Here is a 14,516-nt window from a genome sequence, read left to right as displayed (position 1 = left end):
AGAGCAGACCTGCGTCGCTCCCGGAAAAATCCATGGAGTGGAGGCTTATTCACCCGCCAATTTCAATGTGGCCGCGATTAACGGTGCCTGCGCGGGTACAATAGGCGCCTTTCCATTTTGTTACGGCTTTTCTCATGACTGACCCCATTCGCCTTTCCAAACGCCTGATCGAGCTGGTCGGCTGCTCCCGTCGCGAAGCCGAGCTGTTCATCGAAGGCGGCTGGGTCACGGTGGACGGCGTTGTCGTCGACGAGCCGCAGTTCAAGGTCGAAAATCAGACCGTGGTACTGAATGCGGAAGCGAAAGCCGATACGCCTGAATCCGTCACCCTTCTGTTCAACGCGCCGGCGGGCATGGCCCCTGAAAGCGCCTTGGCGTTGATCACACCCGCTACGTTATCCGCCGACCACAGCATCGGCCGACGTCCGCTCAAGGGGCACTTCCTGCGCCTGGAAGCGATTTCCACGCTGCAAGCCAACGCCAGCGGCCTGATGGTGTTCAGCCAGGACTGGAAAATCCTGCGCAAACTCACCGACGACCGCAGCAAGATCGAGCAGGAATACGTCGTCGAGATCTCGGGCGACATGGTTGCCCACGGCCTCAACCGCCTGAACCACGGCATGACCTACAAGGGCAAGGAACTGCCGAAGGTCAAAGCCAGCTGGCAGAACGAAAACCGCCTGCGCTTTGCCATGAAGAACCCGCAGCCCGGCGTCATCGCCCAACTGTGCGAAGCGGTGGGCCTGAAAGTCGTTTCGGTGCGGCGTATTCGTATCGGCGGCGTGTCCATCGGCAAGGTGCCTGAAGGCCAGTGGCGCTACATGACCGACAAAGAAAAATTCTGAATCCCTTTCTGAGCGCCGTATCCCATCTCGCGTGCGCTCATCTGCGAATCCCCAGGAAATACACGCACCATGATGAACAACGATGTACTGCGCAGCATCCGTTACATGCTTGATATCAACGACGCCAAAGTGGTCGATATCATCAAGCTCGGCGGGTTCGACGCGACCAAAGCCGACGTCGCCGCCTACATGAAGAAAGACGAAGAAGAAGGCTTCTTGCCGTGCAGCGACGAGGTCATGGCGCACTTCCTCGACGGCCTGGTGTTCTTCAAGCGTGGCAAAGACGAGAGCCGCCCGCCGCTGCCTGTCGAACTGCCGATCACCAACAACATCGTCCTGAAAAAGCTGCGTGTGGCTTTCGAGCTGAAAGAAGACGACATGCACGCGATCCTCAAAGCGTCCGAGTTCCCGGTGTCCAAGCCTGAACTCAGTGCCCTGTTCCGCAAGGCCGGTCACACCAACTATCGCGTCTGCGGCGACCAGTTGCTGCGCAACTTCCTGCGTGGCCTGACCTTGCGCGTGCGCGGCTAAGCGCTGCAGCTGCGTCGATGACCCAGGCCTACAACGTCTCGCCGATCGGCTTCATGCGCTCGTGCTTCAAAGAGAAGTTCGCCATTCCCCGGCAGCCGCAACTCGCGCCTGCCGCGCGGGGCGTGCTGGAGTTGGTCGCACCTTTTGATCAGGGTGACGCCGTGCAGGGCCTGGAACAGGTCAGTCATGTCTGGTTGCTGTTTCTGTTTCATCAGGCCCTGGAGGACAAGCCGCGACTCAAGGTGCGCCCTCCTCGCCTGGGCGGCAATCAGTCGATGGGCGTGTTCGCCACCCGCGCGACCCATCGGCCCAACGGCATCGGTCAATCGGTGGTCAAGCTGGACAAGGTCGAGGCCGGGCGCCTGTGGTTGTCAGGCATCGACCTGCTGGACGGCACGCCGGTGCTGGACGTCAAACCCTACGTGCCTTATGCCGATGTGATCGTCGATGCACGCAACAGCATGGCCGCCGCTGCGCCGGAGCTGATTCCGGTGCAGTGGGCAGACGCGGCGCTGGCCCAGGCCCGCGAACATGGGCTGCGCCTCGAAGAACCGCTGATCGAGCTGATCGAGCAGTGCCTGGCTCAAGACCCGCGACCGGCCTACCAGACGCCCACGCCGGAGCGACGCTACGGTGCGCAGTTCTGGGACCTGGACGTGCGCTGGCATTACCCGCAAGCAGGCGTCATCTGCGTACTGGAAGTCGTCCCCGCCGCCGGTTAATAAACCGCTTACACCCGCCCACAAAAAAACCGCCTGGTCCGTGACCTCCAGGCGGTTTTTTTCAGACCCCGAAAATGCGGGTGCCTGTACTGACCTGTTCGCCAATGACGTCACCCTCGCCGTGCTGCGAGGATGATTCATCGGCGATTGGGTCGTAGCTGAACAGTGTTACTTCTCGACGAAGGCGCGCTCGATCAAGTAATCACCCGGCTCACGCATGCGTGGCGAAACGGTCAGGCCGAAGCTGTTGAGCACTTCGCTGGTCTCGTCGAGCATGCTCGGGCTGCCGCACAACATCGCGCGGTCATCCTGCGGATTGATCGGCGGCAGGCCGATGTCGCTGAACAGCTTGCCGCTGCGCATCAGATCGGTCAGACGGCCTTCGTTTTCGAACGGCTCGCGGGTCACGGTCGGGTAGTAGATGAGTTTGTCGCGCAGCATCTCCCCGAAGAATTCGTTCTGCGGCAGGTGCTCGGTGATGAATTCGCGGTAAGCGACTTCGTTCACGTAACGCACGCCGTGGCAGAGGATGACCTTCTCGAAACGCTCGTAGGTTTCAGGGTCCTGAATCACGCTCATGAACGGCGCCAGACCGGTACCGGTACTGAGCAGGTAAAGGTGCTTGCCCGGCTTGAGGTCGTCCAGCACCAGCGTGCCCGTAGGCTTCTTGCTGATGATGATCTCGTCGCCTTCCTTCAAATGCTGCAGCTGCGAGGTTAGCGGGCCGTCCGGTACCTTGATGCTGAAGAACTCCAGATGCTCTTCCCAGTTCGGGCTGGCAATGGAGTAGGCACGCATGAGCGGGCGCCCGTTTGGCTGCTGCAGACCGATCATGACGAACTGACCGTTCTCGAAGCGCAGGCCAGGATCACGGGTGCACTTGAAACTGAAGAGGGTGTCGTTCCAGTGATGAACGCTGAGGACACGCTCGTGATTCATGTTGCTCATGGTACGTGGGAGCTCCTGATAAATAACGTGCGCCAGTCAATGCGCCATTGCGCGACATTCTAGTGGCAGACACAATATCTGTTAACTGAATTATCAAGATATAGGTTATCGGTTATATAGATATGCGATTTACTCTCCGTCAGCTCCAGGTTTTCGTCGCCGTCGCCCAGCAGGAAAGCGTTTCCCGCGCGGCGGTCCTGCTGTCCTTGTCGCAATCGGCGGCGAGCACGTCCATTACCGAACTGGAACGCCAGTCCAGTTGCCAGCTGTTCGACCGCGCCGGTAAACGGCTGAGCCTCAACGCCACCGGCCGGCAGCTGTTGCCCCAGGCCGTGGCGCTGCTGGATCAGGCCAAGGAGATCGAAGACCTGCTCAATGGCAAGTCGGGCTTCGGTTCGCTGGCGGTCGGCGCGACACTCACCATTGGCAACTACCTTGCCACGCTGCTGATCGGCAGCTTCATGCAGCGCCACCCTGAGAGCCAGGTGAAGCTGCACGTGCAAAACACGGCGAACATCGTTCAGCAGGTCGCCCACTACGAGATTGATCTGGGCCTGATCGAAGGCGACTGCAGCCACCCCGACATCGAAGTGCAAACCTGGGTCGAGGATGAGCTGGTGGTGTTTTGCGCCCCTCAGCATCCGCTGGCCAAAAAGGGCCGGGCGTCGCTGGAGGAACTGACGCGGGAGGCGTGGATTCTGCGGGAACAGGGTTCGGGGACGCGCCTGACCTTCGATCAGGCCATGCGTCATCACTTGAACAGCCTGAACGTGAGGCTGGAGCTGGAACACACCGAGGCGATCAAACGCGCTGTGGAGTCAGGGCTGGGGATTGGCTGCATCTCGCGTCTGGCACTGCGTGACGCTTTTCGCCGGGGCAGCTTGGTCGCGGTCGAAACGCCGGAGCTGGATCTGGTGCGGCAGTTCTACTTCATCTGGCACAAACAGAAATATCAGACGTCGGCTATCCGTGAATTCCTCGACCTTTGTCGCTCATTCACCGCCGGCGTTAACCGCAGCGACGAGATTGTCCTGCCGAGCATTGCCTGACGCGCCGCCCGGCTCACTGGGGACGATTGTCAGCCTAGCAGGATCAGGCCCCAGACCACAGCGATCATGCTCAGCGCCACGAACTGTGCGGCGCTGCCCATGTCTTTGGCGTTCTTCGACAGCGGGTGGCGGTCGAGGGAAATCCGGTCAATCGCCGCTTCGATGGCCGAGTTCAGCAGTTCGACGATCAGCGCCAACAGGCACACCGCGATCAGGATCGCGCGCTCGCCACGGCTGACATGGAACACGAACGACAGCGGGATCAACACGACGTTGAGCAACACCAGTTGACGGAACGCGGCTTCGCCTTTAAAGGCAGCGGTCAGGCCGTCGAAGGAATAGCCCGACGCGTTGAGGATACGTTTCAGACCAGTCTGGCCTTTGAATGGGGACGTCATAGGAAAACTACTGATAATGAAAGCGGTGGAGGCTAGTGCGGCGACGGTCAAAAAAGTGTGAAGGTCGGCCGCGTAAAGCCCGGGGTTTAGCCTGATTCGCGGGAATCAGCTCTGCGGAATGGATTCCAATTGTTGCAGCAGCAAGGCTGCCTGAGTCCGGGTGCGCACATTGAGCTTACGAAAGATCGCCGTGACATGGGCCTTGATCGTCGCTTCCGACACGCTCAGCTCGTAGGCGATCTGCTTGTTCAGCAACCCCTCGCACACCATCGTCAACACGCGAAATTGCTGGGGCGTCAGGCTGGCAAGGCCTTCGCTGGCCGCCTTGGCCTCAGGTGACACGCTAATGCTTTCGTTGACCTGGGGAGGCCACCAGACATCGCCATCCAGCACCGTTCGCACGGCATTCTGAATGGTTTCGAGGGAACTGGATTTAGGGATGAAACCGCTGGCGCCGAATTCGCGGGACTTGACCACGACCGCAGCCTCTTCCTGAGCGGAGACCATCACCACCGGCACTTGCGGGTACTGACCGCGCAACAGCACCAGCCCCGAAAAGCCATAAGCGCCGGGCATGTTCAGGTCCAGCAGAACCAGATCCCAATCGGACTTCTCGGTCAGTCGCGCTTCCAGATCAGCGATGCTTTCGGCCTCGACCAGCCTTGCGTCCGGTCCGAGCCCCAGGCTCAGCGCCTGATGCAAGGCGCTGCGAAACAGCGGATGGTCGTCGGCAATCAGGATTTCGTATGGCATTTCATGATCCTGTAAGTGGCTGAGCGCCGACGAATTCAACACTCAATGAAGACACCCGCGACATCTTGACACAGGGACCGGACGTGAGCGGCGCCAAGGATGCCCAGCGAAGTCGGGGTGGTCAAGCCTGACGCTTTGCGGCACAGTCTGCGCCCCCCACCTGACGAGTGCCATCATGCCAAACCATGCCCTGCGAGCGGACCTGCTCATGCTCCTGACCGCATTGATCTGGGGCACCGGCTTTGTCGCCCAGACCGCCGGGATGGATCACATAGGCCCCTATCTGTTCTCGGGGCTTCGTTTCGCGCTGGGTTCGCTGTGCCTGATCCCGCTGATTCTGCGCAACGCCAAAACCGCCCGCGTGCCAGAGCCCTTGCTCAATCGCGGCATGTTACGCGCCGGCGTCATCATGGGCCTGGCGCTGGCACTGGGCATTAACCTGCAACAGGTCGGGCTGCTGTTTACCAGTGTGACCAACTCCGGCTTCATCACCGGCCTGTACGTGATTGTCGTTCCGCTGCTGGGCTTGCTGCTCGGCCATAAAACCGGGCTGGGCACCTGGCTGGGCTGCCTGTTGGCCGTGGTCGGCATGTGTCTGCTCAGTATTGGCGATAACTTTCATGTCGCCTCGGGGGACTGGCTGCAGTTGATCGGCGCGTTCGTGTGGGGCGGGCACGTAGTGTTAGTCAGTTTATTTGCCAGCCGCCACGATCCGATCCGTCTGGCCTTTCTGCAGTTCGCCACCTGTTCGGTGGTGAGTCTGCTGCTGGCAGTGTTCTTCGAACCGATCACCCTCAACGCGATCATCGACGCGGGCCCTGCCCTGCTCTACGGCGGCATCGTCGCGGTCGGCGTCGGCTACACGCTGCAAGTGGTGGCGCAGAAACACGCCATTGCTTCCCACGCCGCCATCATCCTTTCGCTGGAGGCCGTGTTCGCCGCCATCGCCGGCGCCTGGATTCTCGGGGAGGCGTTGCAACTGCGCGGTTATATCGGTTGCGGATTGATGCTGGCCGGGATGCTGCTGGCGCAGTTGTGGCCGAAGAAAAACCTCGCCTGAGGCCATGCTTCTGTTTCGAGCCGTTTTGATGCGGCTTGCCGGCGACGTCATGACCACTGACTAGTCCATGTAACCCTTCAACTCTTGATGGGCATCGCTTAACAAGTCGAGGGGCAGCTGATTTTTAGCACCTAAATAGTGCTGACTGAACACATCGAAGTAGCAGCTCAAAGCCGAACCGGCTTCGGTATCGCCGGCTAAATCGAAACACAGCGCGGCCACTTCAGCGGTACAGAGATGTTCGCTGCGGGTGGAGCGTCTTAGCTTATATCGTGAAAGCCTTTCGGGGATCAGGCTCAAAATGGGGATAGAGTCAAAATAAGCGCTTTTGCGGAAGATCTTCCTCGCTTCAGTCCATGTAGCGTCGATCAGTACGAACAGCGGTCGCTTGTTTTGATCAACTGTCACCGTGTTGGTGACGCGCTCTGGCGCTACATATTCTCCCGGGAAAACCAGGTAGGGTTGCCATTGCGGATCATTGAGCAATGCAATCAGCTTGTCATCGACCTCAGTGCGAGACCACACAAACGCATGGTTATCCTGAATGACGTCTGCAATCAGCCAACCCGTGTTGCTGGGTTTGAACACCTCTTTTTTCGTCATGATGAGACAAACCCCTGATCGTGCTTCGACCTTGGGACGCCACCTGCACAGGCAATGACTTTCGATCACTCGACAGTAATGGCACCTTGGCGCACGTGATCCGCGAGCCAGGTAAGGCTTTGTACTCTCCTCCTCCCGCTCATCTCTCAGACACGCGACAGAATTCTTGTGAAACATCGTCTGGGTCATTGACGGGATAGAAGGCAGTGACACGAGGGGTATCCGGCAGGTCGAAAAGTCGTGGCATTCTATCAGACACCGTCCAACGCGCCCTGCTCTCTGGTGTCCGCCGAGGCTCCTCCCCTATACTGCCCGGCCTTGAGAGCACTCACCCTCGCAGTGAACGCCTTGGGATGTCGCCGGTCCAACGGCCTGCCTCTGCACCACCCGTCCATGCACCAGGAGAATTCAATGCTGCGCCTCATCGCCCCCACTCTCACGCTTTTGCTCGTCGCTCCACTGTGCGCCAACGCGGCGTCCAAGCAGGATTACGAACTGAGCCAGATGCTTGATAAAGTCGCGAAGGAAAGCAGTGTCGGCACGCCACGCGCCATCAACGAAGACATCCTCGACGAAGGCTACACCGTTGAAGGCAAAATGCTGATCAACCACCTCAGTGTGCAGTCTGGCCAGGCAGCTCAGATGCGCGAAAACCCGGACGACGTCCGCGGTCAGCTAGGCGGCAGCGTGTGCCGCAACGCCGGTTATCGCCAACTGATGGCCAAGGGCGCAATCCTGCGTTACCAGTTCACCGAATACAAAACCAACAAGCTCATCACGACTCAGGAAATCAAAGCGGCGGACTGCGCTGCCAAACCCCCTGCCCACAAGAAGTGATCTAACCCGCTTTACCGGCTGCGCGTTTCGAGGTCTCTTCAACGCGCAGCCTTGCCCTCTCCTCCCTTGCTACATGCGCTACTCAAATTCCACCACCCGGTACTTTTCGCGCGCTGCTTGATCGCTGATCTTGGGGCATGCGTTTCGTATTGCCGTGCTCGTCATGCCTCATCACATTTTGCCTGCAAGAAAGGGTTGCCTGCGGCGCCGGTTGCCATCAATGTTTTCTCTTTCCAACCCTGGATTAGTCCAGAATCGGGCGCCGCGCAGGTCTGATGCCTCCCTTTCCTTCGGATGCGCTGCGCACGCCGACGCATGAAGCGTCGCGATCCCGCCCTCTGGCGCCGGTCAATGATTCTGCAGAAGGAGAAAGCTGAATGCCTTACGTACCCAGTGACGCGTTGTCTCAGCACTTTCAGAGCAACGGACACGACCTCACCCACAAGGTCGAGGAACTCCTCGGTTCGGTCGCCCCGGACAGCCCCAATCTTCCGCTCTACCGCGACATGACCCTGACCGTCCTGCGCATGGCCCAAGACGACCTGAATCGCTGGAATGCCAAAATCACCCTGCAAGCGCTGCGTGAACTGGAGAATGCCTTCCGGGTGCTCGAACGATTCAAAGGCCGGCGCAAGGTCACCGTCTTCGGCTCTGCACGCACTCCCCTTGAGCATCCTGTTTATGCGCTGGCCCGTGAACTGGGCAAGCAACTGGCGGCCTCCGACCTGATGGTCATCACCGGCGCCGGTGGCGGGATCATGGCCGCAGCCCACGAAGGCGCCGGCCTGAATCACAGCCTGGGCTTCAATATCACCCTGCCGTTCGAGCAGCACGCCAACGCGACCGTGGATGGCACCGGGAATCTGCTGCCGTTCCACTTCTTCTTCACGCGCAAGCTGTTTTTCGTCAAAGAAGCCGACGCGCTGGTGCTCTGCCCGGGCGGGTTCGGCACCCTCGATGAAGCGCTGGAAGTGCTGACGCTGATCCAGACAGGCAAAAGCCCGCTGGTGCCGATCGTGCTGCTGGATGCACCGGGCGGTACGTTCTGGGAAGGCGCACTCAGTTTCATCAAAGACGAACTGGAGGCGAATAAGTACATTCTGCCCACGGACATGAACCTGATGAAGCTGGTGTATAGCGCCGATGAAGCTGTTGCCGAAATCAATCAGTTCTACGCCAACTTCCACTCCAGCCGCTGGCTGAAGAACACCTTTGTCATCCGCATGCATCACGCCCTGGGCGAACATGCCCTCAACGCCCTGCAGGACAGGTTCGCTGATCTGCGGTCAAGTGGCGACTTCCAGCAATACGGCCATCAGGACGAATATGACGAGGCGCAGTTCAGCCATCTCACGCGTCTGGCATTCGCCTTCAACGGCCGCAACCATGGCCGCTTGCGCGAACTGGTGGACTTCCTAAACCTGGAAGAAAACTGGGCGAAACCTGCACATTCTCAACAGGATCGAGGAATCGAACCCGTGAAGTCGATGTGATGATGAATGCGTGAGGGCGCCTCTGTGCGCCTTTACGCAGACCAAGCATCAGTCGTCGTTGCCCTTGCCGCTCAGCAAACGCCCGATGAGCTCGGGTGGATAACCGCGATAACTCAGAAAGCGCATTTGCTGCCCACGTTCGCGGGCATCCCTGGGTAGCTGGCCGCTGAACTTGCGCTGCCATAGTGCTTCCAGCTTTTCCCACCAGTCCACGCCGCACTCGCGCAGCGCCTGCTCAATGTCCGCACGCATCAAGCCGCGCTGCCCCAGCTCTTCGCGGATACGCAAAGGGCCGTGGCCAGAACGGGCACGGTAGGAAACAAAGCTTTCGAGGTATCGGGATTCAGACAGCAGACCCTCTTCTGTCAGACGGTCGAGCGCTGCATCAATCAATTCGGGAGGGGCGCCGCGCTGACGCAGTTTGCGCGTCAGCTCGACACGACCATGCTCGCGTCGCGCGAGCAGGTCCATTGCAGTCCGCCTAACAGCGACGGGCGTATCAAGCACAGCCGACATGGCGGGGATCAGATGTCCGCGTCAGCTTCGACTTCAGCCACATCGTCTGCGGCTACGCGGGACGACTGGGCCTTCACATCAGGCGCTGCAGTCAGCAGCTTCTCGCGAATCTGCCTTTCGAGGGTGGTGCCAATTTCCGGGTTGTCCGCCAGGAACTTCGCGGAGTTGGCTTTACCCTGACCGATCTTGCTGCCCTGGTAGCTGTACCAGGCGCCGGATTTCTCCAGCAGACCGTGCAGCACGCCGAGGTCGATGATCTCGCCGTTACGGTAGATGCCCTTGCCGTAAAGAATCTGGAACTCAGCCTGACGGAACGGCGGGGCCACTTTGTTCTTGACGACTTTGACGCGGGTTTCGCTACCGACGACTTCGTCGCCTTCCTTGACCGCACCTGTACGGCGGATGTCCAGACGGACCGACGCATAGAACTTCAGTGCGTTACCACCGGTGGTGGTCTCCGGGCTGCCGAACATCACGCCGATCTTCATACGGATCTGGTTGATGAAGATGACGAGGCAGTTGGCCGTCTTGATGTTACCGGTGATCTTGCGCAGCGCCTGGGACATCAGTCGGGCTTGCAGGCCGACGTGCATGTCGCCCATTTCGCCTTCGATTTCAGCTTTTGGAACCAGAGCGGCGACGGAGTCGACGACGATGACGTCGATGGCGTTCGAGCGCACCAGCATGTCGGTGATTTCGAGGGCCTGTTCGCCAGTGTCTGGCTGGGAAACCAGCAGGTCATCGACGTTGACGCCCAGCTTGCCGGCGTACTCTGGATCGAGGGCGTGCTCGGCGTCGACGAATGCGCAGGTCGCGCCCATTTTCTGGGCTTCTGCGATGACGGACAGAGTGAGGGTGGTTTTACCCGAAGATTCCGGGCCGTAGATTTCAACGATCCGGCCTTTTGGCAGGCCACCGATACCGAGTGCGATATCGAGACCCAGCGAGCCGGTGGAGATAGCAGGAATAGCCTGGCGGTCATGGTCACCCATGCGCATTACGGCACCTTTGCCGAATTGACGCTCGATCTGACCCAAGGCCGCAGCCAAGGCTTTCTTCTTGTTGTCGTCCATTGAATCCTCTCGTAATAGGTTAGGCCTTGACGGCCGATATAACTGTATAAGTAGCCAGTATTATTCCACAGGGTCCGACGCGCGCCTACCCCTGATTTGGTATTTCTCCGCGAGAGAGGCGAACAAGCCCCTCTAGCGCGGCGCTCACCGTTTGTCGGCGGACCGCATCACGGTCACCTGCAAATAGAAAGCGCTCGGCGATCAATCGTTCCGCCACGCCCCAGCAGACCCACACCGTGCCGACGGGTTTCTCCGCCGAGCCCCCGTCCGGCCCGGCCACGCCGCTGACCGCGACCGAAAAATGCGCGCCGCTGTTTGCCTGCGCACCCTTGGCCATGGCTTCGACCACCTCACGACTGACGGCGCCGACCTGGCCGAACAACGCCTCCGGCACCGCCAGTTGACGGGTCTTCTGCCGGTTGGAGTAGGTGACATACCCGGCCTCGAACCAGGCCGAACTCCCGGGGATACGGGTGATGGCTTCGGCGATGCCGCCTCCTGTGCAGGATTCGGCCGTGCTGACCTGCGCGCCTGCCCCCAGCAGTTGCTGACCCAGGGTTGCTGCCAGGTGAGTGATGTCATCCACAGAAGATTCTCCGTATCGGTCGAGGCAAAGCAGACACGCTACACCAGCCAGGTTGATGTGCACTACAGGACGGACCTGAATCCGGATCACGCTTGCACGTCATCTATTTGCGCTCCGGTTTTTCGGGGCAGGGTTTCTTGACGGTTTCCACGATGGTTTCCCGTGGCCGTCGCTTGGCCTCCTCCAGAGGGATGAAGCGGCCGTTGGTTGAATCTCGTCCTCGCTTGCGTTGCATGGTGCAATCCTTGTCGATGATGCCGCCTCCAGTCGGGCGGTGCTCGACATCCTAGCCAGCTCGAAGCGTCTCGTGTCGGTTCGGAAACGCGCCGTGACGAATCAGCCGGACCTGCGTCCCGAGAACGTGCGTGGTAACCTTGCCGCCATCGAAAATGCAATCGGATCTAACGTCGAGCCACGTAGGTGGAATCCCCGTCGTCGACCGAAACTTGCCTCAATCTCCTACAGAATTTGCCTAAATAACTGATGAATAAAGCAATTTCCGACCTCTCCTCGCACACGCCCATGATGCAGCAATACTGGCGGCTGAAAAATCAGCATCCCGACCAGCTGATGTTCTATCGCATGGGTGACTTCTACGAGATCTTCTACGAAGACGCCAAGAAGGCGGCCAAGCTGCTCGACATCACGTTGACCGCCCGCGGTCAGTCAGCGGGGCAAAGCATTCCCATGTGCGGCATCCCCTATCACGCAGCGGAAGGCTATCTGGCCAAGCTGGTGAAGCTGGGCGAGTCGGTGGTCATCTGCGAACAGATCGGCGATCCGGCGACCAGCAAAGGGCCGGTTGATCGTCAGGTGGTGCGCATCATCACGCCGGGCACCGTCAGCGACGAAGCGTTACTCGACGAGCGTCGGGATAACCTGATCGCCGCCGTGCTGGGTGACGAGCGTCTGTTCGGGCTTGCCGTGCTGGACATCACCAGCGGCAATTTCACGGTGCTGGAAATCAAAGGCTGGGAAAATCTGCTGGCCGAGCTTGAGCGTATCAATCCGGTGGAGTTGTTGATTCCCGATGACTGGCCACAGGGCCTGCCAGCGGAAAAACGCCGCGGTGCCCGTCGTCGCGCACCATGGGACTTCGAGCGCGATTCGGCACACAAGAGCCTGTGCCAGCAGTTCTCCACTCAGGACCTGAAAGGCTTCGGCTGCGAGAACCTGACCCTGGCAATCGGCGCGGCGGGCTGCCTGCTGGCTTACGCCAAGGAAACCCAGCGCACGGCCTTGCCTCACTTGCGCAGCCTGCGCCATGAACGCCTCGACGACACGGTGATTCTGGACGGCGCCAGCCGCCGCAATCTGGAACTCGACACCAACCTGGCAGGCGGCCGCGACAACACGCTGCAGTCGGTGATGGATCGCTGCCAGACCGCCATGGCGACGCGCCTGCTCACCCGCTGGCTGAACCGCCCACTGCGCGATCTCAATATCCTTCAGGCCCGGCAGGAGTCGATCGGCTGCTTCCTTGAACGCTATCGCTTCGAGAACCTGCAGCCGCAACTGAAAGAGATCGGCGACATCGAGCGCATTCTTGCGCGTATCGGTCTGCGCAATGCCCGCCCCCGTGACCTGGCGCGACTGCGTGATGCCCTCGGCGCCCTGCCCGAATTACAACAGGCACTGGCCGAGCTCGAAGCGCCGCACATTCAGCAATTGGCGAAAACGGCGAGCACCTACCCGGAGCTGGCCGACCTGCTGCAACGCGCGATCATCGACAATCCGCCTGCCGTGATTCGCGACGGCGGCGTACTGAAGACCGGTTACGACGCTGAGCTCGATGAGTTGCTATCGCTGAGCGAGAACGCCGGGCAGTTCCTCATCGATCTCGAAACCCGGGAGAAGGCGCGCACCGGGCTGGCCAACCTCAAGGTCGGTTACAACCGCGTGCACGGCTACTTCATCGAGCTGCCGAGCAAGCAGGCGGAACAGGCGCCGGCTGACTACATCCGTCGCCAGACGCTGAAAGGCGCGGAGCGTTTTATCACCCCTGAGCTCAAGGAATTCGAAGACAAGGCTTTGTCGGCCAAGAGCCGCGCGCTGGCTCGGGAAAAGATGCTTTATGAGACGCTGCTGGAAGACCTGATCGGTCACCTCGCGCCTCTACAGGACACCGCCGCGGCGCTGGCGGAGCTGGATGTGCTGAGCAACCTGGCCGAGCGCGCGCTGAACCTGGATCTGAACCGGCCGCGCTTCACCGATGAGCCGTGCATGCGCATCGAGCAAGGTCGTCATCCGGTGGTGGAGCAGGTCTTGACGTCGCCGTTTGTGGCCAACGACCTGGATTTGAACGACAGCACGCGCATGCTGGTGATCACCGGTCCTAACATGGGCGGTAAATCCACCTACATGCGCCAGACCGCTTTGATCGTTCTGCTGGCCCATATCGGCAGCTTCGTGCCGGCGGCAACCTGCGAACTCTCGCTGGTAGACCGTATCTTCACGCGGATCGGTTCAAGCGATGACTTGGCCGGCGGCCGCTCCACCTTCATGGTGGAGATGAGCGAGACGGCGAACATTCTGCATAACGCGACCGACAAAAGCCTGGTGCTGATGGATGAAGTGGGACGTGGCACGAGTACCTTCGACGGGCTTTCGCTGGCGTGGGCTGCGGCAGAATGCCTCGCCCAGCTTCGCGCGTACACGCTGTTCGCTACCCACTACTTCGAGCTGACCGTGTTGCCGGAAAGCGAGCCGCTGGTGGCCAACGTGCATCTGAATGCCACCGAGCACAACGAGCGCATTGTCTTCCTGCACCGCGTGCTGCCGGGCCCGGCGAGCCAGAGCTATGGTCTGGCCGTGGCGCAACTGGCCGGCGTACCGGGGCGCGTCATCACGCGGGCCAAGGAGCATCTGTTGCGTCTGGAGACCACCAGCCTGCCCCACGAGCAGCCCAGGGCCAAGCCGGGCAAACCTCCGCTGCCGATGCAGAGCGACATGTTTGCAAGCTTGCCGCACCCTGTGCTGGACGAGTTGTCGAACCTGAAGATCGACGACCTGACGCCGAGACAGGCGCTCGAGTTGTTGTATTCGATGAAAACACGCATCTAACGTGATTCGTAACAAGCTGTTAGAATCCCGCGCGGTTCG

Annotated in this window: 16 protein-coding genes; 8 read left to right on the top strand and 8 right to left on the bottom strand. The window is 60.1% G+C overall.

Features of this window, described 5'->3' with window-relative positions; all coding sequences use genetic code 11:
- Positions 1-134 precede the first annotated feature (134 nt).
- From EC919_RS07870 to tsaA, 3 genes are all read left to right on the top strand, one after another.
- Complete coding sequence (locus tag EC919_RS07870; protein WP_133772785.1) at positions 135-845, top strand: rRNA pseudouridine synthase; 711 nt, start codon at positions 135-137, stop codon at positions 843-845.
- Positions 846-914: 69 nt separating this feature from the next.
- Positions 915-1,376, top strand: a complete 462-nt coding sequence (locus EC919_RS07865; protein ID WP_133772783.1) for a DUF1456 family protein — start codon at positions 915-917, stop codon at positions 1,374-1,376.
- A gap of 17 nt (positions 1,377-1,393) precedes the next feature.
- Positions 1,394-2,098 (top strand): tRNA (N6-threonylcarbamoyladenosine(37)-N6)-methyltransferase TrmO, encoded by a 705-nt coding sequence (gene tsaA, locus EC919_RS07860; protein WP_133772781.1) that lies wholly within the window; start codon positions 1,394-1,396, stop codon positions 2,096-2,098.
- Positions 2,099-2,266: 168 nt separating this feature from the next.
- Here the strand turns inward: tsaA and fpr are convergent, their stop codons facing one another.
- On the bottom strand, positions 2,267-3,046 hold the full coding sequence (fpr, locus tag EC919_RS07855) for a ferredoxin-NADP reductase (protein ID WP_065989778.1): 780 nt from the start codon (positions 3,044-3,046) through the stop codon (positions 2,267-2,269).
- A 122-nt stretch (positions 3,047-3,168) separates the two neighbouring features.
- Here fpr and EC919_RS07850 point away from each other — a divergent pair, with 122 nt between their 5' ends.
- On the top strand, positions 3,169-4,095 hold the full coding sequence (locus EC919_RS07850; protein WP_065989779.1) for a LysR family transcriptional regulator: 927 nt from the start codon (positions 3,169-3,171) through the stop codon (positions 4,093-4,095).
- Positions 4,096-4,124: 29 nt separating this feature from the next.
- Here EC919_RS07850 and EC919_RS07845 read toward each other — a convergent pair whose 3' ends face one another.
- Together EC919_RS07845 and erdR are read right to left on the bottom strand one after the other, a co-directional pair.
- Positions 4,125-4,493, bottom strand: a complete 369-nt coding sequence (locus EC919_RS07845; RefSeq protein ID WP_065989780.1) for a diacylglycerol kinase — start codon at positions 4,491-4,493, stop codon at positions 4,125-4,127.
- Positions 4,494-4,598: 105 nt separating this feature from the next.
- Complete coding sequence (gene erdR / locus EC919_RS07840; protein WP_133772780.1) at positions 4,599-5,246, bottom strand: response regulator transcription factor ErdR; 648 nt, start codon at positions 5,244-5,246, stop codon at positions 4,599-4,601.
- A gap of 175 nt (positions 5,247-5,421) precedes the next feature.
- On the opposite strand from erdR, the gene EC919_RS07835 reads away from it, so the two are divergent.
- The gene (locus EC919_RS07835) at positions 5,422-6,306 is read left to right on the top strand and encodes a DMT family transporter (protein WP_133772778.1); all 885 of its coding nucleotides are present in this window, start codon (positions 5,422-5,424) and stop codon (positions 6,304-6,306) included.
- A gap of 60 nt (positions 6,307-6,366) precedes the next feature.
- On the opposite strand, the gene EC919_RS07830 is transcribed toward EC919_RS07835, so the two are convergent.
- Positions 6,367-7,098: a tRNA-uridine aminocarboxypropyltransferase gene (locus EC919_RS07830; protein ID WP_133773449.1), complete on the bottom strand. Its 732-nt coding sequence runs from the start codon at positions 7,096-7,098 to the stop codon at positions 6,367-6,369.
- 222 nt (positions 7,099-7,320) lie between these two features.
- On the opposite strand from EC919_RS07830, the gene EC919_RS07825 reads away from it, so the two are divergent.
- Together EC919_RS07825 and EC919_RS07820 are read left to right on the top strand one after the other, a co-directional pair.
- Complete coding sequence (locus EC919_RS07825) at positions 7,321-7,746, top strand: quorum-sensing-regulated virulence factor family protein (protein ID WP_065989783.1); 426 nt, start codon at positions 7,321-7,323, stop codon at positions 7,744-7,746.
- Positions 7,747-8,123: 377 nt separating this feature from the next.
- Positions 8,124-9,239: an LOG family protein gene (locus EC919_RS07820; RefSeq protein ID WP_133772776.1), complete on the top strand. Its 1,116-nt coding sequence runs from the start codon at positions 8,124-8,126 to the stop codon at positions 9,237-9,239.
- A gap of 48 nt (positions 9,240-9,287) precedes the next feature.
- Here EC919_RS07820 and recX read toward each other — a convergent pair whose 3' ends face one another.
- From recX to EC919_RS27570, 4 genes are all read right to left on the bottom strand, one after another.
- On the bottom strand, positions 9,288-9,755 hold the full coding sequence (recX, locus tag EC919_RS07815; protein WP_133772774.1) for a recombination regulator RecX: 468 nt from the start codon (positions 9,753-9,755) through the stop codon (positions 9,288-9,290).
- Positions 9,756-9,763: 8 nt separating this feature from the next.
- Positions 9,764-10,828 carry a recombinase RecA gene (recA, locus tag EC919_RS07810; protein WP_065989790.1) on the bottom strand — a complete coding sequence of 355 codons (1,065 nt, stop codon included), beginning with the start codon at positions 10,826-10,828 and terminating at the stop codon, positions 9,764-9,766.
- Positions 10,829-10,913: 85 nt separating this feature from the next.
- On the bottom strand, positions 10,914-11,414 hold the full coding sequence (locus EC919_RS07805) for a CinA family protein (RefSeq protein ID WP_133772772.1): 501 nt from the start codon (positions 11,412-11,414) through the stop codon (positions 10,914-10,916).
- A gap of 103 nt (positions 11,415-11,517) precedes the next feature.
- On the bottom strand, positions 11,518-11,649 hold the full coding sequence (locus EC919_RS27570; RefSeq protein ID WP_265386899.1) for a hypothetical protein: 132 nt from the start codon (positions 11,647-11,649) through the stop codon (positions 11,518-11,520).
- 260 nt (positions 11,650-11,909) lie between these two features.
- Here EC919_RS27570 and mutS point away from each other — a divergent pair, with 260 nt between their 5' ends.
- Entirely contained in the window at positions 11,910-14,477 is a 2,568-nt protein-coding gene (gene mutS / locus EC919_RS07800; protein ID WP_166650519.1) for a DNA mismatch repair protein MutS, read from the top strand.
- Positions 14,478-14,516: the final 39 nt, after the last annotated feature.

Origin of the sequence: Pseudomonas graminis, from assembly GCF_004364335.1 — a bacterium.
Lineage (GTDB): Bacteria > Pseudomonadota > Gammaproteobacteria > Pseudomonadales > Pseudomonadaceae > Aquipseudomonas > Aquipseudomonas graminis_D.
This window is presented reverse-complemented; position numbering and strand designations above follow the sequence as displayed.